Annotated in this window: 28 protein-coding genes; 16 read left to right on the plus strand and 12 right to left on the minus strand. The window is 64.7% G+C overall.

Annotated elements, in window-relative coordinates:
* On the minus strand, positions 1-248 hold a 248-nt coding region (locus VMS96_08065), incomplete at its 3' end, for a glycosyltransferase (protein ID HVP43374.1).
* A 38-nt stretch (positions 249-286) separates the two neighbouring features.
* Entirely contained in the window at positions 287-1,729 is a 1,443-nt protein-coding gene (locus VMS96_08070; GenBank protein ID HVP43375.1) for a hypothetical protein, read from the minus strand.
* Positions 1,730-1,982: 253 nt separating this feature from the next.
* Here VMS96_08070 and VMS96_08075 point away from each other — a divergent pair, with 253 nt between their 5' ends.
* The 3 genes from VMS96_08075 (at position 1,983) to VMS96_08085 (ending at position 4,433) form a co-directional block, all read left to right on the plus strand.
* Positions 1,983-3,344 carry a hypothetical protein gene (locus VMS96_08075; protein HVP43376.1) on the plus strand — a complete coding sequence of 454 codons (1,362 nt, stop codon included), beginning with the start codon at positions 1,983-1,985 and terminating at the stop codon, positions 3,342-3,344.
* On the plus strand, positions 3,341-3,763 hold the full coding sequence (locus VMS96_08080) for a cyclic nucleotide-binding domain-containing protein (GenBank protein ID HVP43377.1): 423 nt from the start codon (positions 3,341-3,343) through the stop codon (positions 3,761-3,763). The genes VMS96_08075 and VMS96_08080 overlap by 4 nt, the downstream gene beginning before the upstream one ends.
* An 85-nt stretch (positions 3,764-3,848) precedes the next feature.
* Positions 3,849-4,433, plus strand: coding sequence for an FmdE family protein (locus VMS96_08085; protein HVP43378.1), 585 nt, complete (start codon positions 3,849-3,851; stop codon positions 4,431-4,433).
* A 571-nt stretch (positions 4,434-5,004) separates the two neighbouring features.
* Here the strand turns inward: VMS96_08085 and VMS96_08090 are convergent.
* The 5 genes from VMS96_08090 to VMS96_08110 all read right to left on the minus strand — a co-directional run bounded on the left by VMS96_08090 (position 5,005) and on the right by VMS96_08110 (position 7,741).
* On the minus strand, positions 5,005-5,145 hold the full coding sequence (locus VMS96_08090) for a hypothetical protein (protein HVP43379.1): 141 nt from the start codon (positions 5,143-5,145) through the stop codon (positions 5,005-5,007).
* A gap of 180 nt (positions 5,146-5,325) precedes the next feature.
* Positions 5,326-6,771, minus strand: coding sequence for an Asp-tRNA(Asn)/Glu-tRNA(Gln) amidotransferase subunit GatA (gatA, locus tag VMS96_08095; protein HVP43380.1), 1,446 nt, complete (start codon positions 6,769-6,771; stop codon positions 5,326-5,328).
* Between the two features lie 8 nt (positions 6,772-6,779).
* A complete protein-coding gene (locus VMS96_08100) occupies positions 6,780-7,085 on the minus strand; it encodes a DUF5076 domain-containing protein (GenBank protein ID HVP43381.1) in 306 nt (101 codons plus the stop codon).
* 12 nt (positions 7,086-7,097) lie between these two features.
* Complete coding sequence (gatC, locus tag VMS96_08105) at positions 7,098-7,397, minus strand: Asp-tRNA(Asn)/Glu-tRNA(Gln) amidotransferase subunit GatC (protein ID HVP43382.1); 300 nt, start codon at positions 7,395-7,397, stop codon at positions 7,098-7,100.
* Positions 7,394-7,741: a DciA family protein gene (locus VMS96_08110; GenBank protein ID HVP43383.1), complete on the minus strand. Its 348-nt coding sequence runs from the start codon at positions 7,739-7,741 to the stop codon at positions 7,394-7,396. Before VMS96_08110 ends, gatC begins: the two co-directional genes overlap by 4 nt.
* Before the next feature lie 212 nt (positions 7,742-7,953).
* Here VMS96_08110 and VMS96_08115 point away from each other — a divergent pair, with 212 nt between their 5' ends.
* Positions 7,954-8,232: a hypothetical protein gene (locus VMS96_08115; protein ID HVP43384.1), complete on the plus strand. Its 279-nt coding sequence runs from the start codon at positions 7,954-7,956 to the stop codon at positions 8,230-8,232.
* A gap of 30 nt (positions 8,233-8,262) precedes the next feature.
* On the opposite strand, the gene VMS96_08120 is transcribed toward VMS96_08115, so the two are convergent.
* Positions 8,263-9,618 carry a CCA tRNA nucleotidyltransferase gene (locus VMS96_08120; protein HVP43385.1) on the minus strand — a complete coding sequence of 452 codons (1,356 nt, stop codon included), beginning with the start codon at positions 9,616-9,618 and terminating at the stop codon, positions 8,263-8,265.
* 130 nt (positions 9,619-9,748) lie between these two features.
* On the opposite strand from VMS96_08120, the gene tsaD reads away from it, so the two are divergent.
* The 5 genes from tsaD to VMS96_08145 all read left to right on the plus strand — a co-directional run bounded on the left by tsaD (position 9,749) and on the right by VMS96_08145 (position 13,569).
* Positions 9,749-10,885 carry a tRNA (adenosine(37)-N6)-threonylcarbamoyltransferase complex transferase subunit TsaD gene (tsaD, locus tag VMS96_08125; protein ID HVP43386.1) on the plus strand — a complete coding sequence of 379 codons (1,137 nt, stop codon included), beginning with the start codon at positions 9,749-9,751 and terminating at the stop codon, positions 10,883-10,885.
* A gap of 73 nt (positions 10,886-10,958) precedes the next feature.
* On the plus strand, positions 10,959-11,336 hold the full coding sequence (locus VMS96_08130) for a hypothetical protein (GenBank protein ID HVP43387.1): 378 nt from the start codon (positions 10,959-10,961) through the stop codon (positions 11,334-11,336).
* A 683-nt stretch (positions 11,337-12,019) separates the two neighbouring features.
* Positions 12,020-12,292: a helix-turn-helix domain-containing protein gene (locus VMS96_08135; GenBank protein HVP43388.1), complete on the plus strand. Its 273-nt coding sequence runs from the start codon at positions 12,020-12,022 to the stop codon at positions 12,290-12,292.
* Positions 12,293-12,338: 46 nt separating this feature from the next.
* Positions 12,339-13,013, plus strand: a complete 675-nt coding sequence (locus tag VMS96_08140) for an Ig domain-containing protein (protein ID HVP43389.1) — start codon at positions 12,339-12,341, stop codon at positions 13,011-13,013.
* A gap of 43 nt (positions 13,014-13,056) precedes the next feature.
* A complete protein-coding gene (locus VMS96_08145; protein HVP43390.1) occupies positions 13,057-13,569 on the plus strand; it encodes a DinB family protein in 513 nt (170 codons plus the stop codon).
* Between the two features lie 223 nt (positions 13,570-13,792).
* On the opposite strand, the gene VMS96_08150 is transcribed toward VMS96_08145, so the two are convergent.
* A complete protein-coding gene (locus tag VMS96_08150) occupies positions 13,793-14,041 on the minus strand; it encodes a hypothetical protein (protein HVP43391.1) in 249 nt (82 codons plus the stop codon).
* Positions 14,042-14,182: 141 nt separating this feature from the next.
* Entirely contained in the window at positions 14,183-14,557 is a 375-nt protein-coding gene (locus tag VMS96_08155) for a response regulator (protein ID HVP43392.1), read from the minus strand.
* A 167-nt stretch (positions 14,558-14,724) separates the two neighbouring features.
* On the opposite strand from VMS96_08155, the gene VMS96_08160 reads away from it, so the two are divergent.
* The gene (locus VMS96_08160; GenBank protein ID HVP43393.1) at positions 14,725-15,954 is read left to right on the plus strand and encodes an alpha/beta fold hydrolase; all 1,230 of its coding nucleotides are present in this window, start codon (positions 14,725-14,727) and stop codon (positions 15,952-15,954) included.
* A gap of 63 nt (positions 15,955-16,017) precedes the next feature.
* Here the strand turns inward: VMS96_08160 and VMS96_08165 are convergent, their stop codons facing one another.
* Both VMS96_08165 and VMS96_08170 read right to left on the minus strand, forming a co-directional pair.
* Positions 16,018-16,800, minus strand: a complete 783-nt coding sequence (locus VMS96_08165) for a hypothetical protein (protein ID HVP43394.1) — start codon at positions 16,798-16,800, stop codon at positions 16,018-16,020.
* Positions 16,801-16,995: 195 nt separating this feature from the next.
* Positions 16,996-17,148: a hypothetical protein gene (locus tag VMS96_08170; GenBank protein ID HVP43395.1), complete on the minus strand. Its 153-nt coding sequence runs from the start codon at positions 17,146-17,148 to the stop codon at positions 16,996-16,998.
* 574 nt (positions 17,149-17,722) lie between these two features.
* On the opposite strand from VMS96_08170, the gene VMS96_08175 reads away from it, so the two are divergent.
* The 6 genes from VMS96_08175 to dnaK all read left to right on the plus strand — a co-directional run.
* A complete protein-coding gene (locus VMS96_08175; protein ID HVP43396.1) occupies positions 17,723-18,202 on the plus strand; it encodes an SUF system Fe-S cluster assembly regulator in 480 nt (159 codons plus the stop codon).
* Positions 18,203-18,228: 26 nt separating this feature from the next.
* Entirely contained in the window at positions 18,229-19,479 is a 1,251-nt protein-coding gene (locus VMS96_08180) for an IscS subfamily cysteine desulfurase (GenBank protein ID HVP43397.1), read from the plus strand.
* A 57-nt stretch (positions 19,480-19,536) separates the two neighbouring features.
* The gene (gene iscU, locus VMS96_08185) at positions 19,537-19,956 is read left to right on the plus strand and encodes a Fe-S cluster assembly scaffold IscU (protein ID HVP43398.1); all 420 of its coding nucleotides are present in this window, start codon (positions 19,537-19,539) and stop codon (positions 19,954-19,956) included.
* Between the two features lie 45 nt (positions 19,957-20,001).
* Complete coding sequence (locus VMS96_08190; protein HVP43399.1) at positions 20,002-20,403, plus strand: iron-sulfur cluster assembly accessory protein; 402 nt, start codon at positions 20,002-20,004, stop codon at positions 20,401-20,403.
* A 115-nt stretch (positions 20,404-20,518) separates the two neighbouring features.
* Positions 20,519-21,265: a Fe-S protein assembly co-chaperone HscB gene (hscB, locus tag VMS96_08195; GenBank protein HVP43400.1), complete on the plus strand. Its 747-nt coding sequence runs from the start codon at positions 20,519-20,521 to the stop codon at positions 21,263-21,265.
* A gap of 84 nt (positions 21,266-21,349) precedes the next feature.
* On the plus strand, positions 21,350-22,974 hold a 1,625-nt coding region (gene dnaK / locus VMS96_08200; protein HVP43401.1), incomplete at its 3' end, for a molecular chaperone DnaK.

The following is a 22,974-nucleotide window of genomic DNA, read 5'->3' on the forward strand; positions in this document are numbered from 1 at the left end:
GCCGGGTGCTGGGCGGCATAGCCACGCACCAGGTCCGCGGTGTGGTCGCGCGAGCCGTCGTTGACGACGATGATCTCGGCATCCCACTGCTGCTGCCCGATGTGCTCAAGCACCCGGTCGAGCGCGTGGCAGATGCGCTCACTCTCGTTGTAGGCGGGAATGACGATGCTGTAGCCGGGGGTTCCCATGCGGGCGCGGGACGTCGGAGGATTGTATATGGCGACGGTCGGGAACAGCAGGTCCCTCACGGCTGAAGCCGTTCGGGATGACACTCTACAAAACGGCGCTACTGCTGCAGGGCGGCGGCGACCTGCTGGGTCTGGCCCCGCAGTTTCTCGGCGCTGGCGCGGATGGCGGCCACCTTGTCGGCCAGACCGCGATTTTGCGCCAGCCCGCCGAGGCGCCCGGCATTCTCGATCTCGCGGTTGGCCGCGGCCAGCATGTAGGCGAGGGCGTCGGCATGCGGCTTCCACATGTAGGCCGAGCTGCGCTTAGCCTGGAAATCCTTCATCTCGGCCGCCATGCGGGCCTGGATGGCGACCATGCGCACCAGGCAGTGGGCGTAGTCGGCGCGAAAGCTCTTCTCTTTGCCGTAGTCGGCCTTGTAAGCCTCCGACTCGCCCGGACTCAACACCACATTGCCGTGGGGCATGGGGACGATGATGCTGCCGCCCTTGCTCCCCGCGGTGCGGTTGAAATTGCGGATGGTTTCGGCGGCCGATTCGATCTTGCTCTCCTCGGGACTGGTGGGCATCACCACCGGGGCCACGGGACGGGCGGCGGCCTCCGGGCTGCGCCCCGGACCCGGGGCGCTGGCAACCTGGGCTCTGGATTGGCCGCCCAGCATAGCAGCGGTTCCCCGCCCTCCTGCCCGCTTGTCCACCGCCTTCTTGAAGCGGGAGACCTTGCGGAAGTGGTCCTGGGCTTTGCCGTATTCGAGCTTGAGGGCCTGTTGTTCTTCCCCCATGTTCTCCAGGTGCTGCACGGTAACATCGCCATCCACCCGGCTGAGCAGGCTGCCGCCTTCCTCCTGGATGCGTGCGGCAAAGGTTCTGATCTGCCGGGCGGCGCTGTGGAACAGCTGGTCGAAGTGGTTGCCGAAGAAGACGTTGTAGGCGGCGACCGTGGCCAGCGCCTGGGGATGGTAGAAGGACTCGCGCAGGGATTGCTTGATCTCGCGCACCCGCTGCACCATGCCGGCGTCCATGAGATCGTCGAAGTGGCGGAAGTCCTCGACCTCCTGCTGGATGAAGGCGAACTCGGCCACCAGGTGGCGGTGTTCCAGCGGCATCTCGGGCACAGGATGGTCTTTGAGGATCTCGCTGAGGGAGCGCTCAAAGCGGAGGGTCGCTTCTTCCCCGCTGCCGGCCATGGAGGCGGTGGTGGCACGATACAGGAAGGTGGCGACGAAATCGGCCTTGTCGCGGTCATTGTCGGCCCGCGAGGTCTTGCCCACGTAATAGCGGAGGAGGGCCTCGGCGGTCTCGCTCGAGGTGGCGGACTTGAGACCGTCGCGCACCATGGGCGGGGTGATGGCCATGTCGAGCAGGGCCAGCCAGCGGCGCAGGACCTCGATGGAATGGCGGATGCGGCCTTGCAGGTTGGTCACCGCCTCGCTGGTGTCCTGGGGCAGCGGTACCCCGTGCCCGAGGGCCCGCTTGATCTGGTCCATGTAGAAGCCATGGACCGCGATGAGGTCCAACAGTTCCCGGATCTGATCCTGCGCCACGAATCCCCCGCCCGAAGCTGCAAAGTGGCTCTGGGAGAGCGAGACGGCGTGCAGTGTAGCGCATGGCGGGGGATGAGTACAGAGCGCTGAGAGCAGAGTGCGGAGTAACCAGGCGCACGCGACCACGGTTTCCGGGTCACAGCCTCCCGTGACTGGGCTCACTGAACAATATCGAAGCTCCGTACAAACTCGGGCGGTCGCCAGTCTCTAGCACCCGCCCCTGTCCGGCTGATCGCTTTCGGGGAGGATCCCGATGGGCACCGAACCGCTGCCGCTCAAGCTCTCCGACGGCTCACGGATCGGAGTGATCGGGGGCGGCCCCGCCGGCTCCTTCTTCAGCTACTTCTTCCTGGAAATGGCGCGGCGCATGGAGCTGCAGGTGTCGCTGGACATCTACGAGCCGCGGAATTTCTCCGTGGCCGGCCCGGGCGGTTGCAACATGTGCGGCGGCATCGTCTCCGAGTCCCTGGTGCAGAACCTGGCTTCGGAAGGCATCACGCTGCCGGAGAGCGTGGTGCAGCGCACCATCAACTCCTACGCCCTGCACATGGATGTGGGCAGCGTCACCATCTCCACGCCGCTGCAGGAGAAGCGGATCGCGTCGGTGCACCGCGGCGGCGGTCCGCGCGGCCAGGCCCCCCGGAAGTTCGGAGGGCTGGACGGACATCTCCTCGGCCTGGCGGTCAAGAAAGGGGCCCGAGTGGTGAATAGCCGGGTGGAGCGGGTGGAACGCCAAGACGGCCACCTCCAGCTGATCCCCGCGGGCGGGCCCCCGGCGAGCTATGACTTCGTGGCCGTGGCTTCGGGGGTGAACAGCCCGGCCAGGATGCTGGAGCCGCTGCACCTGGCGTACCGCCCTCCCCGGACCACCAAGACCTACATCTGCGAATACTGCTTCGGGCGCGACCTCATCCGGCAGGAGATGGGGACGTCCATGCACGTCTTCCTGCTCAACCTGCCGCGGCTGGAGTTTGCCGCGCTCATCCCCAAGGGAGATTACGTGACGCTCTGCCTGCTGGGGCGCGACCTGGACCGGCAACTAGTGCAGTCGTTGCTGGACACGCGGGAGATGAAGGAAGTCCTGCCCGCGAACTGGAAGCAGCCGGAGGATTACTGTCACTGCTCCCCCAAGATCAGCACCGACACGGCGGTCGAGCCTTTCGCCGACCGCCTGGTGTTCATCGGCGACTGCGGCACCACCCGGCTGTACAAGGACGGCATCGGCGCCGCCTACCGCACCGCCAAGGCAGCCGCCAAGACGGCGATCTTCAAAGGCATTGCGGCGGAGGACTTCCGCCGCCACTACTGGCCGGTGTGCCGGCAAATCCACCAGGACAACCTCATCGGCCGCCTGGTGTTCGCCGTCACGCGCCTGATCCAGGGGCAGGGATTCGCGCGCCGCGGCATCTGGCGCATGGTCTCCAAGGAGCAGCAAACCCCGGGCTCCTCGCTGCGCATGAGCACCATCCTGTGGGACACGTTCACCGGCAGCGCCCCCTACAAGTCGGTGCTGCGGCGGGCGTTGCATCCGGGGTTCCTGGCGCGGCTCCTCTGGGAGATGCTGGCCGGGTTCTGGGTCGCCAACCACCACAAGAAGGAAGCGAGGGCGCTATGAGATCGGGCATCCTGGGAAAGATGTATCGCGACGGCGAGATCATTTACCGCCAGGGCGAGATGGGCGATTCCATGTACGTGGTGGAGAGCGGCCAGGTCGAGCTGCTGCAACGCAAGGACGACAAGGAATACTGCCTGGCGATGCTCGGCCCGGGAGAGTTCTTCGGACTGTCGGCGCTGTTCGCGCAGGATGTGCGCTCCGCCACCGTGCGCGCCGTGGGTGAAGACACCTGCGTCCTCCGCCTGCAACGCAAGGCCTTCATGAAGCGCGCCCACGAGGACGCCTCGTTCATGGTCAACATGGTGGAGAAGCTGATCCAGCGCATCCGCGAGCTGGAAGCGTCCCTGGTGCGCGTCGGGGAGCAGCCATACGCCCTGGACTTGCAGGCCACCGCGGACAAGGACCACACTCGCACCTAGTCGCGCCCCACTACAATCCGCCAGAATCATCGAGAGAGACGCCCTTACGGGCGTCTCCGCTGGAATGCGGGTACAATCCCGGAGCATGAAGTCCCTCGACGAATACCTGCGCGACGCCGAGCAGGCCCACGGGCATCTCTGCGCCGGGCAGGTGCTGGGGGTGCGGCTGGCCATGCTGGGGCTGGAGAAGCTGGGCATCGAGGACCCGCGGGGCAAGGACCGCAAGCGGCTGGTCACCTTCGTCGAGATCGACCGCTGCGCCACCGACGCGGTGGCGGTGGTCACCGGCTGCCGCCTGGGCAAGCGGGCGCTGAAGTTCCGCGACTGGGGCAAGGTCGCCGCCACCTTCGTGGACGTCGCCAGCGGCAAGGCGGTGCGCGTCGTGGCCCGGGAGTCGTCCAAGACCCTGGCCCGGCAGATGCATCCCGAGATCGAGAACAAGAACCAGCAGCAGATGCTGGCCTACCGCGAGATGAAGACCGAGGACTTGTTCGACGTGCAGTGGGTCAAGGTGGAACTGCCGCCGGAGGAGTTCCCCGGCTACAAGGGGGAGCGCATCGTCTGCCAGCAGTGCGGCGAGGGGAACAACTTCAGACGTGAGGTTCGCCGAGACGGACGCGTGCTGTGCCGGGGTTGCGCGGGAGAACGCTACTACACACCTCTCGAATAGAGAGGATTGCCTGACACTTCGCCCGCAGCGCTCTTCTCACCTACCTACAAGAAGCCAAACCAGCTCCGAAGGTCGCAGAACGGCTCTAAGTCGTTTTTTGATTCAATCCTGTTGCCGGGCAAGATATCCACCGTAGCGCTCCCACAATAACCACCCTCCGCATAGCCAACTACGGTTTCGGAGTGCGGCTTATCATGGGAGTCCACGAACTCCACGTTGACGTGGCACTCCGTGACAGGCTGAACGAAGGTGCGCTTCCGGTCACCCGGTTTGAGGTCAGGGAGGCGATATCGCTCCCCCCGCTCCTCCACTTTCACGGCAACGCTACGCAGTGTCCCGTCCGTGCGATTGCTAACCACAACCTGGATCCCGAAACGAGAGCGTACGGCGACGCCTGCTAGGTAGAGGAACAGTAACCCGGCAATCGTCAGGACTATCGGCCGAGATTTGCGCGAGTGGGGCAAGCAAACACCGACGTTGCGTCGCTCCGGCATTGTAGCGCCAGACGAAAGGCGCAACTTCCGCTGCGCTTTGTTTGCCGGGCTGCCGGGGTCGGCCGGCCTACGGAAGCTTATCGCTTGGCGTCGGAGTCCTCGAACTTGGTCGGCCGCTTGGTGCTGGTGGTGGTCGTCTTCTTGGTGGTCGTCGTTGTCGTCGGCTGCTTGGTAGTGGTCGTATTCGCCTGAGTCGGCTTCCTGGTCGGATAAAGCACCGGCTTGGTGCCGGTCTTGGTGGTGGTGGTGGTCGTAGTCGTGGTGGTGGTCTTAGCCGTCGTCGTGGAAGGATGCTTTCGGTGGGTGCTCTTATGAAGGGAAGCGGGCGGCCCGGCAAGTATCGTTGGTCGTAGCCCGGCCGAGGTTCCTTCGCTCCGCTCAGGATGCCGCCTGCGAGCTCAGACGCCCGCAAAGCGGCGGCACTCGTAGGCGTGGGCCAGGCGGAGCACGCTGCTCTCGTCGAAGTGGCGGCCCAGGATCTGCACGCCGATGGGCAGGCCGCTCGAGGAATCTCCACAGGGCACGGAGATGCCGGGAATACCGGCGAGGTCGGCGGTGACGGTGTAGATGTCGGCCAGGTACATGGAAAGCGGATCGTCCACCTTCTCGCCGAGTTTGAATGCGGGGGTGGGCGAGGTAGGGGTGACGATGACGTCCACTTTCTTGAAGGCGTCTTCGAATCCGCGGGTGAGCAGGGTGCGCACGCGCTGCGCCTTCAGATAGTAGGCGTCGTAGTAGCCGGCGCTGAGGGCGTAGGTGCCGAGCATGATGCGGCGCTTGACCTCGGGGCCGAAGCCCTCGTCGCGGCTGCGGCGATACATGTCGGAGAGTGACTTCACGCGGGCGGCGCGATGGCCGTAGCGCACGCCGTCGTAGCGCGCCAGGTTCGCCGACGCTTCCGCCGTCGCCACCAGGTAGTAGGTGGGAATGGCATATTCGGTGTGGGGCAGCGAGATGTCCACCACCTCGCAGCCGAGCTTGGCCATGTGCTGGAGGGCGGCCTCGATGGCGCGGCGGACGTCGGGGTCCAGCCCCTCGCCGAAATATTCCTTGGGCACGCCGACCCTCATTCCCTGCACCGGCTTGCCGATCTCTTGCACGTAATCGGGGACGGCCACGTCGGCGGAGGTGGAGTCGAGCGGGTCGCGGCCGGCGATGGTCTTTAGCAGAATGGCGGAATCCTTCACCGTCTTGGTGAGGGGGCCGATGTGGTCGAGTGAGGACGCGAAGGCGATCAGGCCATAGCGGGAGACGCGTCCATAAGTGCCCATCATGCCGACCACGCCGCAGAACGAAGCCGGCTGGCGAATGGAGCCGCCGGTGTCGGAGCCGAGGGCTGCCACGCAGAGGTTGGCGGCCACCGCCGCCGCCGAGCCGCCGGAGGAGCCTCCGGGCACGCGGCTCTTGTCGCGCGGGTTGCGCACCGGCTTGTAGGCGGAGTTCTCGTTCGACGAGCCCATGGCGAATTCGTCGCAGTTGGTCTTGCCCAGGATGACCGCGCCGGCGTCTTCCAGGCGCGCGACCGCGGTGCAATCGTAGGGCGGGATGAAGTCCTTGAGGATCTTCGAGCCGGCGGTGGTGGGGATGCCCTTGGTGACCATCACATCCTTGATGGCGATGGGGACTCCCGCCAGCGGAGGAAGCCGGTCACCCTGGTCGGCCAGCTTGTCCAGGCGCGCGGCTTGGGCCAGCGCGCGCTCCTTGCACAGATGGAGATAGGCGCCGATGTCGCCGTCCTCGGCTGCGATCTTCTTGTAGAACTCCTCGGCCAGGCGGACGGCGGAGAACTGGCGCTCGCGAAAGGCCAGACGCGTGCTCTCAACGGTAAGCAAGTTCAAGTCCATGGCAGACTTTAGTGAACGAATTCTCCTTCCGTCGGAGAAGAGGGCTCCGCAAGCTCCTCGTTGAAGCACCTTCTGATTTCCTGAAGCGTTACTTGGCGATCCACTCCCCTTTCCTTGTAGACTGCATCCGCGATATGGCGTGCTGCGTCGGACAGGAGAATTCCCCAGCCAATCGCCTCTCTATCTCCCCAGGTGCCTACGTTGAGAGTGCAATGAAGCCCTTCATTAGCAACCCACGCACGGAGCATCTCGCGTGATTTCGGGTCAGTGAAGACGTGAGGAGGAATTGATAGCTCTTTAGGTTTATCTTTCATAAACGTCCCAATTTATTTCTCGATCACCTTGGGAACCTTGAAGAATTCGCCGTCGGTCTCGGGGGCATTGCGCAGAGCGTCCTCGCGGGGGATGGAGGGCCGGGTCTGGTCGGGACGCATGGCCGACTGGGGCGCCATGCCTGCCGACACCTGGGCCATGGGCGGAACGTCGGTGGTGTCCAGCTGGTTGAGGCGGTCGATGTATTCCAGGATGGAGTTCAGGTCGCGCAGCATGCGCTCCCGCTCCGCTTCGGTCAGCTCCAGGTTGGCGAGATCGGCGACGTAAAGGACGTCTTCGCCGGTGACCTTCATGCCCGGTGCGAGGCCTTCTTCTCCGGCAGCACGAACTCGATGCGCTGCACCTTCTTGCCCAGCATGGAGTCCAGCCCCAGCAGGTACTGGGGCACGAAATCGCTGAGCTGGCTCCGCCAGGTCGCGTCCGGGACACGGACCCTCAGCACGCCATCCGTTAGCCCGAGGACGCTGGTGCGCTGCGCGACGTGGGAGCCCGCGACGAGCTGCCAGGCGATGCGTGCCGCGTCTTCGGCCGGCGCGCGGCGCAGGATCTCGGCGACGATGCGGTGGTATCCGAGGCGGGCAGGCTCAAGCCCGGACTCCACATGATTTGGCTGGTGACGGACCGCCGAAGCTCTCACGGCAGTTCCCCCTGAACGAATTAGCAACGCATTCTAGCACCAATCGAGCGGATAGGCTCAAGTCAAAATTGTGGATATTCATGAAAATCGCCGGCCGAAACCCAGGCGCCGAGCGGGGTTCCGACGGTCACCTGCCCCGATTACCACCGTACATTGACCGGCCGGATGAAGCGACATAGTATCGGCCCAGTCGGGATGACCCGAGGGTGGTGATGGAAAACGCATCAGTGCACGAACTGAACTTCGTCCCCCTGCAAGGGGCGGTATTGTGCGCGGACTGCGAGATCATCACCGAGAGCCATAGCGGACGCTGCCGGGTCTGCGGCGGGGGCGCGCTGCTCAGCCTGGCGCGGGTGCTGGGCGGTCCCCTCGGCCCACAACGCGCCGTCCTGCTGGACCCCGCGGAAGCGGAGATGAACCGGCTGATCGAGGACTTGATCGAGTCGGCCTACCCGAGCGAAGAGGACGCGGACGAAGAGACCGCTGCCTGAGCCTTACGCTCTGTTGAAAATCGCAACAACCTATCGTGGAAAGCTGCCGGCGACGAAGGAGAGCGCCTGGTCGCGGGTGGTGAGTGTGCCCTCCAGCTGCCCATCCTCGACCGCGGAAAGGATCTCCTTGAAACGCGGCCCCGGCTGGTAGCCGACGGCGATCAGGTCGTCGCCGGTAATCAGCGGCCGGGGGTGGATCTGCTCCGCCGGCGTCTCCTCGAACTGCTTCCTGGAGAAATCGTAGAGGGTCAGGTCGCCGTGGCTGGCGAGGCAGTCGAGGCGATGCAGCTCCAGATGTTCCTCGAAGCGGTCGAGGCGCAGAAAGCGCTTGAGGGTGGACTGCTTCATCTTCAGGACGTCGGCGAAGCGCAAGTGGTTGGCGACCAGGGCGGCGATCTGCCCGGTGTCGTCGTTGGACATGCGCAGGCGCTGGGCGATCTCCTCCGCCATGCGGGTGCCGACCTCGACATGGCCGTCGAAGCGGATGCGGTCGGGCGCCACCCGGAAGGTGGAGGGCTTGCCGACATCGTGCAGCAGCGCGCCCCAGGCCAACGTGCGCGAGCAGCCGGGCGTCAGTCCCTCGAGCAACAGGAGAGTGTGCACCCACACGTCGCCCTCGGGGTGAAACTGCGGAGGCTGGGCCACGCCCTTCATCTTCTCGATCTCGGGGAGCAGTTCGTGCACCAGGCCGCTGGCGTCGAGCAGTTCGAAGGCGCGGCGGGCGCGGCCCTCGGTGAGCATCTTGGTGAGCTCATCGCGCACCCGCTCGCGGCTGACCTGGCGGATGGCGGGAGCCAGGCGGCGGATGGCGTCGAAGGTGACGCCGTCGATCTCGTATTGGAAGCGGGCGGCGAAGCGGACGGCGCGCAGCATGCGCAGCTTGTCTTCATCGAAGCGGCGCTCCGGCGGGCCGATGGTGCGCACCACCCGGCGCTCCAGGTCGGCGCGCCCGCCCACGTAGTCGAGCACCTGATCGCCGCTGGCCAGCGGGTCGAGCAGCAGGCCGTTGATGGTGAAGTCGCGGCGCTGCACGTCCTCCCGCGGGTCGCGGGTATAGCGCACCTCATTGGGATGGCGGCCATCGGTGTAGAGGCCGTCGCTGCGGAAGGTGGCGACCTCGATGGCGTTGGGGTACTCGGTGGGGCCGGGCGGCTGCTCTCCTTTTTCCATCGGGACCAGCACCACCCCGAACTGCGCGCCCACCGCCCAGGTGTGGGGGAAGATCTGCATGACGCGGTCGGGGAGGGCGTCGGTGGCCACGTCGTAATCGGCGGGCTCGCGGCCCAGCAGCAGGTCGCGCACGCATCCGCCCACGAGGTAGGCCTGGTGGCCGTGCTCGCGCAGAGTGCGGACGATCGCGGTCGCGTGCTCTCTGGCCGACGCCATGGGAGCAACTTTACCGCAGAGAGCGCAGAGAACGCAGAGAAGGGTTGGGCTTTTATACTGGTAAATGGTGGGTGGAGCAGCCTCCACCCGCTGTCAGCCGACGACTAACGACTAACGACCGACGACCCTTATGGCGTACATCCTGGGCATCGAGAGCTCCTGCGACGAGACGGCGGCGGCGGTAGTGCGCTCCGGCGAGCACGTGGAGTCGAACGTGGTGGCCTCGCAGATCGCGGTGCACCATCCCTTTGGCGGGATCGTGCCCGAACTGGCTTCGCGCGAGCACCTGCGCGCCATCGTGCCCGTGGTCCGGAGCGCGCTGCAGCAGGCCCGGCAGAGCTTCGAGTCGGTGGACGCCATCGCGGTCACGCAAGGACCGGGGCTGGCAGGGTCGCTGCTGGTCGGCGTCAGCTACGCCAAAGCGCTGGCCTTCGCCCTCGACAAGCCGCTCATCGCCGTCAACCACCTGGAAGGGCACATCCACGCTGTTCTGCTGGAAGAAAAGCAGAAGGGGCACCGCGACATCGCCTTCCCGGTGCTGGCGCTGGTGGTGTCGGGCGGGCACACACATCTTTATCTCGCCGAGGAGCACGCGCGGGGCTGGACCTACGAGAACATCGGCCAGACCCGCGACGACGCCGCCGGCGAAGCCTTCGACAAGGTGGCCAAGCTGCTGGGGCTGGGATATCCCGGCGGGCCGGTGATTGACAAGCTGTCAAAGCACGGCGACCCGAGCGCGGTGCACTTCCCCCCGGCGCATATCAAGGGGCGGGTGCGCGCCGGGCGCAGCAAGGCCAAGGGCGACACCACCTACGACTTTTCGTTCAGCGGCATCAAGACGGCGGTGCTGCGCTACGTCGAGACCCACAACATGCAGGCGGCGGTGGAGGGGCGGCGACGGGCGCTGGCCGCCAACCCCAAGCCGCATTTGCAGGATTATCTCGATGCCTGCGACCAGCCGACGCTGGACCTGGTGGCATCGTTCCAAAAAGCGGTGGTGGACGACCTGGTGGGCAAGACGCTGGCGGCGGCCAGCGAGCTCGACGTCGGGACGCTGTTCGTCACCGGCGGGGTGGCCGCCAATAGCGAGTTGCGGGCCCGTTTCGAGGATCAAGCGGCCCAGGCGGGCCTGCCGGTGCACTTCCCCTCCCTGCGCCTTTCCACCGACAACGCCGCCATGATCGCCGCCGCGGCCTATCCGAAATTCCTGGCCAGGGATTTCGCGCCGCTGGAATTCTCGGCGGAAGCGGGGTTACGACTTCGGTAACGATGAGGGCTGTGGTCGAACGTAATCTGGCCCGCGCGCGTCGTTGAGGGATAATGGTTGCCGGGGGTGGCTCATGAAACGGATCAAGACCCTCGTGGTCGTAGCGGTTCTCGCCTTCGCGGCCCTGGCGGGCTGGAAGGTGGGCACCTGCGAACTCGCCAATATGGAGCTGCAGGAAGACATGCTGAACCTGGCTTCCGGGGTCGGCGGCAGCTATGCCAAATACAATTCGCCGCATACGGATGAAGACTTTCGCGAGGCCGTCATCCGCGACGCCCGGGAACACGACATCCGGCTCCAACCGTCGCAGGTGACAGTCCGGCACACCGGCTCGGGCTCCGGGCAGGATTCGACCCTATACCTGGCTGCGGATTACAGGGTCCCGGTGGACGTGCTCGGGTACTCGTTCGTGATGCATTTCACCCCAACGAGCGAAAAGCGACTCTTCTAGCCGGATCTTTGCGCCGCTGGAGTTCTCGGCGGAGGCGGGACTCAGGCTACATCAAGTCTGAGAAGGGCGATTGTCAGCCGCCGATCTGAGCGGGCTCTCGCGGACAAATAGAAAGGGCCGTGACATTGGTTACGCTCTAGCCGCCAACTCCGGCGAGGGAGTCAGCTGCGTGGAGTCGTGCACCATCACAGCCCCTTGATGCAACCGCCGCTTTCGCGGCCCCGAGCCCCGGCGCTTCCTCGCAGAAGCGGCCGGTTTTTTCGGGTTCGGGAGCCGACCGGGTCGCCCCGGCTGGCTGATCACCCAGCCTACTTCGGACTAGCAAAAGTGAATTCGCTAACCCTTTCGACCGTCGACGGGCCTCACACTAATCACTGCCGCAAAAGCTGTCAATGCCCGTGTTTGGTGCAATTCTGGGCTTTTTCGGCCTGTTTGAGGCAAATTCCGTGGGGATTTCCTCATTCCGGGAACGCGAGACATTCCCATGCATCAGCCAGCGGGCCTCTTACGCAGAGCCGATCCTGGCCCTTGCACCAATGTAGGGCTGCACCATTCTTCAGCAGACGAGCTGTGGAAAACGCGCCGCCGGACTCACCCACAGAAAAAAAAGTAGCGTTAGAGTGCGGAGTAGTCGCAACCACCGAGGCCGAGGACCCGGGTCCCAGCAGAGAGCGAGGCCGCCCGTGAAAGACCAATTCGACACTTTGATCATGCAGATCTACAGAGGCGGGATCCGCTACCGGGAAGCGCTTCGCGAGTTCAAGAAGACCTTCATCACCGTCGCCTTGGAGGAAAACAAGGGGAACATCTCGCGCGCGGCCCCGAAGCTGGGGCTGCACCGCAACACTCTGAGCCGCATGATCGGTGAGTTGGAGCTGGACGTTGGTCGGCTGCGCGCCCTGCGCCGGCCGCCCGGCAAAGTGTCCGCCATCCCGGAAAGGAAAGCGGCTCGCTGAGCCTGCGACCCCGGCCTGAGCCATAATGTGCGTCGGACCCGGTGCGATGACACGGCCAGGCGCGCTACTCGCGTTTCTCTTCTCGGTTTGCATTTGCTGCAGCGCCCAGGCTCCGCCCGAGCCGCTCGCCATCACGACCGAATCGCTCCCCCGGGCCACCCTACGCCAGAACTACGTTTTCGAGTTGAAGGCGCGCGGCGGAGTGCCGCCGCTGAACTGGGAGGTGGTGAGCGGCAGTCTGCCCCCGGGGATCACGCTCGACCGCGCCTCGGGACGCCTGGCGGGAGCAGCGGGGTCAGTGGGCGAATTCCGTTTCACGGTGAAGCTCAGCGACGCAGCGCAGCCACCCCATACCGTGGCCCGGGAATTCGCCCTCAAAGTGGCAACGCCGCTGACCGTGGAATGGAAGCTCTATCCGCGAGTGGAAGGAAACAACGCCATCCGCGGGGCGGTCGTGGCCACCAACGGCACCGACGATGCCTTCGACATGACCTTCATCGCCGTGGCCGTGAACGAGATCGGCAAGGCCTTCGCCCTCGGCTACCAGCACTTCTGGCTGGCTCCCGGCGGCGTTAGCCCGCAACTGGACTTCGGTTCCACACTCCCCGCCGGCAGCTACGTCGTGCACGTGGATGCGGTGGGAGAAGTGCCTTCGCGCAACGCCATCTACCGCGCCCGTCTGCAGACACCCGCTCCCTTGGGCCTGATCGGGCTGCCATAGCAGAGGGGGCCCGGATACACTAAGCGGCGGGGGAACGCTACCGATGATCAGCCTGGCCACCTTCCGCGAACTCTATCGCTACAACTACTGGGCGCGCGACCGTCAGCTGGCGGCCTGCGCCCACCTGACCGAAGAAGAGTTCAGGCGCCCGATGGGTAACAGCTTTTCGTCGGTGCGCGACACCCTGGTCCACCTGCTGCAGGTGGAATGGATCTGGCTGGAGCGCTGGAACCTGCGGGCGCCGAAGGTCTGGCCGTCGGACGCGGGTCTCACCGGGCTGGCCCAGGTGACGGAGCGCTGGAAGGCGGTGGAGCGCGGAGTGTGGGAGTTCCTGGGCCGCGCGAACGAGCAGGACTTGCGACGCGAGATCTCCTACGTCAACTTCCAGGGACAGACCTGGACCTACGCGCTGTGGCGCATGATGATGCACGTCATCACCCACCAGAGCTACCATCGCGGCCAGGTGACGACTTTGCTGCGGCAACTGGGGAAAGAAGCGCCCATGGTGGACTACCTGCTCGCGATCGACATGGGCCTGGAGCCGTCGCAGGAATAGACCCGTCGCGGCCCAAATAACCCTGAACATCCGAACGAGACCGGCGTCTTCACTCTCGAGGCCTGGGAACGATGGCGCTGGCGGAGCAGGCGATCTTGAACACCAGCCGCGAATGTTCGCGGACCAGCCCTTCCAGGTCGTGCTCCCCGGCTTTCTTGCTGGCCAGTATTCCGGTCAGGTCGGCCCGCCTTGGCCTGGGTGGGCGCAGCCCTCTCGGATCCGGCTAACCGGCCACCGCGCCCTTCTTTTCCGTCGCGGCCGGCATCGTCTGCTGCAGCAGCCAGGCATGGGCGACGGAGGCAACGCTCAGCATCAGGAACACGATGGCTGCATTGCGGAAGGTTTCGCGCCACACCCCGTGAATGGGTCCGGGTGCCTGGACCCAGATCGCCTCCACGATGCGCCAAACCACGTCGATCACCACACACACCACGCCGATCCAGTAGGAGTAACGCGCGATCTGTCTGTGCATAGCTTTCCTCGCTGCCTCCCGTTCGTCCTCGCCGGGAGGCCAAGACCTTGGCTTGCGGGCAATGCTTGCAGGCGCACGTTACCACAACCCGCCCGCCGTTCGCGGTGAGGAATCCTCTCTGCGTCCCGGTGGGGAATACGTTCAGCGGACGCTGGACGTAATGATCTTGCCCAGCGCCTTTTCCAGCTGACTGACGATGTCGATGTCCTTGTAGATGACGTACTGGGCGCGGGTCTCGTTGCGGGCGTCGGCGGCTGACGCCCGCCCGGCCACGATGATGATGGGGATGGCGGCGGTGGTGGGGTTGGATTTCAGGGCGCTGATCAGCTCCGAGCCGGTCATGCGGGGCATGACCATGTCGGTAATGATCAGGTCGGGGCGGACGCAGCCCACCATCTGCAAGGCTTCGGCGCCGTTGGTCGAGGACTCCACTTCGTAGCCGCGCTCTTCCAGGAAGCGGCAGACGGTGTGACGCACCAGCATCGAGTCGTCCACGACCAGGGCGATAGGGGGCATAGGGGGCTTATCCGCTTCAGTTGCGGCATGGTAGCCCCCGGCCCGGCCTGCCCGCAAGTAACGCGGGTAATTTTCCGGCTGAGGCTTCCTGAGGCTGGTAAAATGGGCGGCGGATGTGGGGCGGCGGTGCGTCCTGTGCGCCCACGGATCGCAGCCGCTGCAAGTCAATGGCAAAGTACGTCTTTGGCCCGTATCAGCTCGACGTGGATGAGCGCAGGCTGGTGCGCAACAGCGAACAACTACGCCTGCGGGGCAAATTGTTCGACACCCTGCGCGTGCTGGTGGAGAACGCGGGCAAGTTGATGCGCAAAGACGAACTGATGCAGGCCGTCTGGCCGGATTCAGTCGTCGAAGAGAACAACCTGGACCACTGCGTCTCGCAGCTCAGGAAACTGCTGCATCCCGCCAAGTACATCGAAACCGTCCCCCGACACGGATACCGTTTCGTCGGCGAGGTGAGGACGAGCACGCCGCCATCGCGGCTGATCCAGCTCGAGCGCGTCCTGGACGGGGCCGATGCGCCCGAGCAGGAGATACGGTTCTTTACCGCCAGCGACGGCGTGCGCATCGCCTACACCGTCGGCGGCGAAGGGCCGGTCCTGGTGCGCACCATCGACTGGCTCAATCACCTCGACTTCGAGTGGAAGAGCCCTTTCCTGCGGCACTGGCTGGCCGAGATCATGCGCCATAACACCCTGGTCCGCTACGACCAGCGGGGCAGCGGGTTGTCCGACTGGAGCGTTGACGACTTCTCCTTCGAGCGCATGGTCAAGGATTTCGAAGAACTGGTGGATGCCGCCGGACTGGACCGGTTCGCGATCCTGGGCGGCTGCCAGGGCGCTGCCGTCGGCACCGCCTACGCGGTGCGCCATCCTGAACGCGTGGCCCAGCTCATCCTTTACGGCGCATTCGCCAACGGCTGGCCCTCGCCGGAGCAAGACCACGAGGAACAATTCCAGGCCCTGCAAACGCTGATCCGGGTCGGCTGGGGACGCGACAACCCCGCCTTCCGCCAGCTGTGGACCACCCTCTTTCGGCCGGATGCAGATGCGGTCGAGATGGACTGGCACAACGAGCTGCAGCGGGTATCGAGCTCGCCGGAAAATGCGGCCCGGATGCTGGCCGAATTCCCCAGCATGAGAATCCTCGACCTGCTGCCCAAGATCTGCTGTCCGACGCTGGTCCTGCATTCCCGCGACGATGCCGCCGTCCCTGTGCAGGAAGGCAGGCTGATCGCTGCCCGCATCCGCGGCGCCCGCTTCGTCGAGCTGCCCAGCCGGTGCCACATGGTCGGTCCCGGAGACCCCGCATGGGGCGTGTTCGTCGAGGAGTTCTCCAACTTCCTGTCGTGGCAGGAGACGCCGGCCAAGCGGGTCAAGCGCTCTTCGGCTTCGTGACCCGGTCTTGCGCTGCAAAATGACCGAGGGCGGCTTCGGCCGCCCTCTTCTGTACCCGTCCGACTACGCCTGCGGGACGGTGACCCCGCTCATCGACGACCCTTCACCCGTCCGGTATGGCACTAGCGATGGGATGAGCTTCGGCACTTGCTTGCGATAGTTCTCGTACTTGGCGCCGTGCACCATGACCAGGTCGCGCTCTTCCCAGCGGATCGCGATCAGCATGTACGCCGAAGTCAGGATGGCGAACAACAGGTGCGCACCGGTCATGGTGGGCGTCGCCCAGAAGGCGATGAACCAGCCCACATATAGAGGATGCCGCACGTACTTGTAGAACAGTGGCGTCCGGAATTCGAGATGCGTGTACGGCTGTCCCATCAGGTAGAGAGTCACCTGCCGGAGCCCGAACAGATCGAAGTGGTTGATCAGCAGCGTGCTCACGAATACCAGCGCGAAGCCGAATCCGAAAACCAGGTTCACGGCGGTCCGGACGGCTGGATCAGCCACGTTCCAGACCACGCCGCCGATCGGCTGCCAGAAAGCGAACAGGGCGATCAGCAGGAGGCTGGAGCAGAGCACGTAGGTGCTGCGCTCGGCGGACTCCGGGATCAGCCGGGTCAGCACCTTCTTGAACCCAGGCCGCGCCATGGCGCTGTGCTGCACCGCGAAGACCCCCAGCAGCAGCGTGTCGATCAGCAGCGCCTGCCAGAACGGCACGCGTGCGGCAGAGTCCATGCTTCGCGGGATATACATGTTCCCGATGAACCCCACGGCGTAAACGAAAGTCACAAAGAACACGGCGTAGCTCACCAGGCCGTAGGTGAATACTGCAAGACGCTTCATCATCGTCGCACCCCTTCTTTGGGACCGGGCCCCCTGCCCGGTTGTCCCCACGTGATGGGCGCAAGAGTAGCGGCCCGGCGGCGGCGGCGTCCTTTGGGGAACCTGAAATGTCGCTGAAAGATTCCTGAGAAGCGCGCCGCTGCGCAGGCCGGGGCACACCCGGTACACGGCTTCAAGGCGGAAAGGGCAGGACGGCGGTCAGCTTTCGTCGAGCTTGGTGCGCTCTTCGATTGCCATGTCCTTGAATTCGCTGGCTTCGAAGACTTCGGCGCAGTCGAGGCACTCGACGAACTCGGACTCTTCGTCGCGTGCCACCACGCGGACGCGCGGATGCTGGCAAGCTTGTTCCATCGGAGCTCTCTGGTCGGACGAGGCGGCGGTTGGTGACTGGCGGGGTGTCGTCATACTCCGGAATCGCACCGGAAATTTTGGTCATTTTAGCCCCCGCCTATTGGATGTCAAGCGGCAAGCAGGGGCCGGCCGTCTGCCCTTTCGATGGTTCAGCCGGGGGACATGAGTCCACCACGCGGACGTCAGCGGCGACGACCACCGCAGTGGCGGCCTTGACCTCGAGTTGCGATAGAGGCGGGGCGGTGGGCGCCGGATCTAAAGATACGTGAGCGCTTGTTTCCCGCCACCTCGCGCTTGAGTAAATCAACCGACGTCCGACTCGGGGGTAGTCGAGGCGGGGCGAAGCGGACCGGCGCATCCTCCAAGCAAGCCCGAGAAAGCACGAAATGGCCCCTCCCCGGCCTAATCAACTAAAATTGCGACCAATATAGTCGGCAATAATCAAACCATTAAGTATGAATGGGTTACCGTTCAATACCCTATGTTTCCATTCCCTGCAAAGCTTGCGCTCGAGGGCCTGACTGTGACTATAATCATATGCGACCAAATTGGTCGGGATTAGAGTAGCGGCGGCATGCTGAAGCTGACCAAGAAGGCGGACTACGGGCTGATGGCGATGCGTCATCTCGCCGAGCACACGAACGAAGGTGCGCTCAGCGCCAAGGACGTGGCTGAGGCCTACGGCATCCCGGCGGAGCTTCTGGCCAAGATCCTGCAGAAGCTGGTGAAGGCGAAACTGCTCCAGTCCAGTCACGGCATCAACGGCGGATATGCTCTGGCACGCGACCCGCGGAACATCTCGGCATTCGAGGTCATCAAGGCCATCGACGGCCCGCTGTTCATCACCTCGTGCGTGACCTCAGCGGGACGCGAGTGCTACCAGACGGACAAGTGCACGGTGCGCGAACCGCTGCGCAAGGTGAACGAGAGCATCCAGGACGTCTTGAGCCGGATCACCATCTGGGACATGAAGGAAGACCCGGCAAAGAACAACGGCTCCAAGAAGAACGGTTCGGAGGGCGTGACGGTCGAGGAACTGATCACGCTGAGCTGAACGGCACTGATCCAGGAGAAGTGAAGATGAGCACCAACGGCAATGGAAACCTCCCCGTGGGCGTGAAGCTGCCCATTTACATGGACAATCACGCCACCACCCCGGTCGATCCGCGGGTGCTGCAAGAGATGATGCCGTTCTTCACCGGCAAGTTCGGCAACGCGGCCAGCCGCAACCACGAGTTCGGCTGGGAGGCGGAAGCCGCGGTGGAACAGGCGCGCGAGCGCATCGCCAAGCTGATCGGGGCGACCGCGAAAGAGATCATCTTCACCTCGGGCGCCACCGAGAGCGACAACCTGGCCATCAAGGGCGTCGCCGAGATGTACAAGGAGAAGGGCAACCACATCATCACCGTGGTGGACGAGCACAAGGCCGTGCTCGACACCTGCAAGCGCCTGGAGAAGTACGGCTACCGGGTCACGTACCTGCCGGTGCAGAAAGACGGGCTCATCGACCTGGAAGACCTGAAGCGGGCGATGGACGATAAGACCATCCTCGTGACCATCATGTACGCCAACAATGAGATCGGCGTCATCCAGCCGGTAGCGGAGATCGGCAAGTTGTGCCACGAGAAGGGCGTGATCTTCCACTCCGACGCCACCCAGGCGGTGGGCAAGGTGCCGGTGAACGTGATCAAGGACAACATCGACGTCATGAGCATCTCGGCCCACAAGATGTACGGGCCGAAGGGCGTGGGCGCCTTGTACGTGCGGCGCAAGAATCCGCGGGTGCAGCTGGTGGCGCAGATGGACGGCGGCGGGCACGAGCGCGGCATGCGTTCGGGCACGCTGAACGTGCCGGGGATCGTGGGACTGGGCAAGTGCTGCGACATCGCCCTGACCGACATGCCGCAGGAATCCTGCCGGCTGGCGGGCCTGCGCAACCGGCTCAAGGACAAGATCTTCGCCGAACTGGACGAGGTGTACATCAACGGCAGCATGGAGCACCGGCTGCCGGGGAACCTGAACATCAGTTTCGCCTACGTGGAAGGCGAGTCGCTGCTGATGGGCATCAATGACATCGCGGTCTCGAGCGGCAGCGCATGCACCTCGGCGACCCTGGAGCCATCTTATGTATTAAAGGCTCTGGGAGCAGGCGACGACCTGGCGCACAGCTCGATCCGTTTCGGGCTGGGCCGCTTCAACACGGAAGCGGAGGTGGACTACGTGGCGGCACGCGTCATCGAGACGGTGAAGCGGCTGCGCGAGCTTTCGCCGCTGTACGAGATGGCCAAGGAAGGCATCGACCTGAAGCAAGTCAAGTGGGCGGCGGAGTAACACCCAGCGCAGGGCTCATAGAGCATAGCGCATGGAAAGTTTAGGAGAAGAGCACAAATGGCATACAGCGATAAGGTCCTGGACCATTACACGAACCCGCGGAACGTGGGGTCGATGGACAAGAACAGCCAGGAAGTGGGCACCGGGCTGGTGGGCGCGCCGGAGTGCGGCGACGTGATGAAGCTGCAGATCAAGGTCAACCCGGACACCAACGTCATCGAGGACGCGAAGTTCAAGACCTTCGGCTGCGGTTCGGCGATCGCTTCGTCGTCGCTGGCCACCGAGTGGGTGAAGGGCAAGACGGTGGACGAGGCGCTGGCGATCAAGAACACCGACATCGTGCGCGAGCTGTCGCTGCCCCCGGTGAAGATCCACTGCTCGGTGCTGGCGGAGGACGCCATCCGCGCCGCCATCACTGACTGGAAGAAGAAGAACGGCGTAGTCTCGGCTCAGCCGGTGGAGAAGGCGGCGCACTAACAGCAGGTCCCTCACGGCTGAAGCCGTTCGGGATGACACTGAGTCATGGCGACCGAGACCGACAACGCGGTGAAGACGGAAGCCCCGGCGGAGCAGAAGCCGGTGACTGCCGCCAAGGGCATCCAGGTGACGGAGAAGGCGCTGGCGCGCATCCGTGCCGCGATGGCCAAGGAGAACGTGGACCCGGCGCAGGGCGGCCTGCGGCTAGGCGTCTCCGGCGGCGGCTGCTCGGGGCTGAGCTACAACATCCGCTTCGACACCCAGCCGCGGGAGCGCGACCGCATCTTCCAGTTCGGCGACGTGCGTGTGTTCGTCGATCCCAAGTCCTACATTTACCTGCACGGGATGACGCTCGACTACACCGAGACGCTGATGCAGCAGGGATTCGCTTTCGTCAATCCCAACTCGCAGAAGTCGTGCGGCTGCGGGTCATCTTTTTCGGCCTGAGATCGGGCCATCTTGCGATCGAGCGATCTGGCGAAGTTTCCGACTTGGCCCGATGGCGAGATGGCGAGATCGCCCGATTTTTTCGCGGCCGGGGGCGGGCCGCGCCACGTGACATATGGTGACGAACAGCAAACCCGATACCGCGCTGCCCATCGTCGGCGAGAACTCGCTGACCGGGCAATGCTGGTCGTGCGGCGACATGCGGGCGGCGCATTTCTGCCAGGCGTGCGGCAAGCTGCAGCCGGCGGTCCCCACCGATTACTTCACCTTCTTCGGGCTGCCGCGCAAGCTGAACCTCGACGTGGCCGAGCTGGAGCGCGAGTTCCACCGGCTGAGCCGCAAGTTGCATCCCGACCTGTACGTCATCTCCAGCGGCCCCGAGCGGGAGTGGAGCCTGGAGAAGAGCTCACAGCTCAACGACGCCTACCGCACGCTGCGCGATCCCATCTCCCGCACCGCCTACCTGCTGAAGCTGGAGGGCGTGCAACTGGAGGAGCAATCGAAGTCGGCGACCGACCGGGCGCGCGAGACCGGACAGGAAAAGAAGCAAGTGGTGCCGCCCGATCTGCTGGAGGAGGTCTTCGAGCTGAACATGGAACTCGAGGAGTTCCGGGCCAACAAGAAGATGCAGGAGGACGACCCTGACCTGCGCCGGCAGATCACGGCCACCAAACAAGACCTGGAGCAGAAGCTGGCGGCGACGGACAGCGAGTTGAAGAAGCTGTGGGACCGATGGGACGCAGCCGTGGATGGCAAGGAACAGGAGCGCGCCTCCGTTCGCGACGGCCTGGTCGCGCTCCTCAATCGCCGCAAGTACATCGCGAACCTGGTGCGCGACGTCAACCAGGAGCTGGAAGCGTAAGCAGGATTTGTAAAGTTCGATTTGTAATTTGCAAAGTAAGACCGTGGCCTTCGGACTTTACAAATTACGAATTACAGATTGCCAATGTCAGAACGCATCGTAGGCATCGATCTGGGCACGACGAACTCGCTGGTCGCCTACATGGAAGGCGACGCGCCGGTGGTGATCCCGGGCGAGGACGGCTCCAACCTGGTGCCGTCGATCGTCGCCCTGGACCCGCGCGGCAACGTGGTGGTCGGCAATCCGGCGCGCAAGCACCTGATCGAGACCCCGGAGCGCGCAGTGTACTCAGTGAAACGGCTGATGGGCCGCGGCATCGAGGACGTCCAGGACGAGCTGCGGCTGTTCCCCTTCCGCCTGGCGGATGACTTGAAGCCTGGCGAAGTGCTGCGCATCAAGCTGGGCGAGCACGAGTTCACTCCGCCGGAGATCTCGGCTTTCATCCTGCGCCAGTTGAAGAAGAACGCGGAGCGTTACTTCGGGGCGCCGGTGACTAAGGCGGTCATCACGGTGCCCGCGTATTTCAACGACGCGCAGCGCCAGGCGACCAAGGACGCAGGGCGCATCGCCGGCCTGGAGGTCATGCGGCTGGTGAACGAGCCGACCGCGGCCTCGCTGGCTTACGGGCTCGACCGGAAGAAAGACGGCACCATCGCGGTCTATGACCTGGGCGGCGGGACCTTCGATATCTCCATCCTCAGGCTGCAGGAGGGCATCTTCGAGGTGGTCGCGACCAACGGCGATACCCACCTGGGCGGCGACGACATCGACAACCTGCTCATCATCATCGCGCTCGACGATATCCAGGGCGACCTGGGTCTCGACCTGCGGCGCAACGGCGAAGCAGTGCAGGCGATCCGCAAGGCGGTGATCGACGCCAAGCTCGCGCTCTCGGCGCAAGACACGGCCCAGATCGATCTCGAACTGCCCCAAGGCAAGCACTACCGCCGCCAGATCACTCGCGAGCAGTTCGAAGGGCTGATCACGCCGATCCTGCAGCGCACCACCGGGCCGGTGAAGCAGGCGATGGCCGACGCCGGGCTCAAGCCGGAGCAGATCGACGAAGCGGTGCTGGTGGGCGGGTCCACGCGCATTCCGAAGGTGCGGCGCCAGGTGGAAGAGGCCTTCCAGCGCAAGCCGCACGCCGAGCTGAACCCAGACGAGGTAGTGGCTCTGGGCGCGGCGGTGCAGGCGAAGATCCTGGCCGGCGGTTCGGAAGCGACCAAGGACATGCTGCTGCTCGACGTGACGCCGCTGTCGCTGGGCATCGAGGCGCTGGGCGGCGGGGTGGTGAAGATCATCCACCGCAACTCGACCATCCCGGCATCGGCGACCGAGCACTTCACCACCGGGGTCGAGGGGCAGGCCAACGTCGCCATCCACGTGGTGCAGGGTGAGCGCGAGATGGCCGGGGATTGCCGCTCACTGGCGCGCTTCGACCTGAAGGGCATCCCGCCGATGGCGGCGGGCATGCCGCGCATCGAAGTGAAGTTCCTGATCGACGCCAACGGCATCCTGCACGTCTCGGCGCGCGAGCAGCGCAGCGGCAAGGCAGCCCAGATCGAGGTCAAGCCCAGCTACGGCCTGACCGACGAGCAGGTCGAGAGCATGATCCTGGAGTCGTTCGATTACGCCGAGGAGGACTTCCGGGTGCGGCAGATCGCCGAGGCGCGGGTCGAGGCGGACAATATCATCCACGCGCTCGGCAA

The organism is Terriglobales bacterium, assembly GCA_035543055.1.
In the GTDB taxonomy this organism is placed as follows: Bacteria; Acidobacteriota; Terriglobia; order Terriglobales; family Acidobacteriaceae; genus JAIQFD01.

Coding starts and splice junctions, on each gene's coding strand:
- VMS96_08120 (HVP43385.1), bottom strand. CDS start 9,618: ATGGCGTCGGCCAGAGAGCACGCGACCGCGATCGTCCGCACTCTGCGC.
- VMS96_08075 (HVP43376.1), top strand. CDS start 1,983: ATGGGCACCGAACCGCTGCCGCTCAAGCTCTCCGACGGCTCACGGATC.
- VMS96_08085 (HVP43378.1), top strand. CDS start 3,849: ATGAAGTCCCTCGACGAATACCTGCGCGACGCCGAGCAGGCCCACGGG.
- VMS96_08155 (HVP43392.1), bottom strand. CDS start 14,557: ATGCCCCCTATCGCCCTGGTCGTGGACGACTCGATGCTGGTGCGTCAC.
- iscU (HVP43398.1), top strand. CDS start 19,537: ATGGCATACAGCGATAAGGTCCTGGACCATTACACGAACCCGCGGAAC.
- VMS96_08080 (HVP43377.1), top strand. CDS start 3,341: ATGAGATCGGGCATCCTGGGAAAGATGTATCGCGACGGCGAGATCATT.
- gatC (HVP43382.1), bottom strand. CDS start 7,397: ATGAAGGTCACCGGCGAAGACGTCCTTTACGTCGCCGATCTCGCCAAC.
- VMS96_08175 (HVP43396.1), top strand. CDS start 17,723: ATGCTGAAGCTGACCAAGAAGGCGGACTACGGGCTGATGGCGATGCGT.
- VMS96_08160 (HVP43393.1), top strand. CDS start 14,725: ATGGCAAAGTACGTCTTTGGCCCGTATCAGCTCGACGTGGATGAGCGC.
- VMS96_08115 (HVP43384.1), top strand. CDS start 7,954: ATGGAAAACGCATCAGTGCACGAACTGAACTTCGTCCCCCTGCAAGGG.
- VMS96_08100 (HVP43381.1), bottom strand. CDS start 7,085: ATGAAAGATAAACCTAAAGAGCTATCAATTCCTCCTCACGTCTTCACT.
- gatA (HVP43380.1), bottom strand. CDS start 6,771: ATGGACTTGAACTTGCTTACCGTTGAGAGCACGCGTCTGGCCTTTCGC.
- VMS96_08140 (HVP43389.1), top strand. CDS start 12,339: ATGACACGGCCAGGCGCGCTACTCGCGTTTCTCTTCTCGGTTTGCATT.
- VMS96_08170 (HVP43395.1), bottom strand. CDS start 17,148: ATGGAACAAGCTTGCCAGCATCCGCGCGTCCGCGTGGTGGCACGCGAC.
- VMS96_08190 (HVP43399.1), top strand. CDS start 20,002: ATGGCGACCGAGACCGACAACGCGGTGAAGACGGAAGCCCCGGCGGAG.
- tsaD (HVP43386.1), top strand. CDS start 9,749: ATGGCGTACATCCTGGGCATCGAGAGCTCCTGCGACGAGACGGCGGCG.
- hscB (HVP43400.1), top strand. CDS start 20,519: ATGGTGACGAACAGCAAACCCGATACCGCGCTGCCCATCGTCGGCGAG.
- VMS96_08130 (HVP43387.1), top strand. CDS start 10,959: ATGAAACGGATCAAGACCCTCGTGGTCGTAGCGGTTCTCGCCTTCGCG.
- VMS96_08165 (HVP43394.1), bottom strand. CDS start 16,800: ATGATGAAGCGTCTTGCAGTATTCACCTACGGCCTGGTGAGCTACGCC.
- VMS96_08145 (HVP43390.1), top strand. CDS start 13,057: ATGATCAGCCTGGCCACCTTCCGCGAACTCTATCGCTACAACTACTGG.
- VMS96_08150 (HVP43391.1), bottom strand. CDS start 14,041: ATGCACAGACAGATCGCGCGTTACTCCTACTGGATCGGCGTGGTGTGT.
- VMS96_08180 (HVP43397.1), top strand. CDS start 18,229: ATGAGCACCAACGGCAATGGAAACCTCCCCGTGGGCGTGAAGCTGCCC.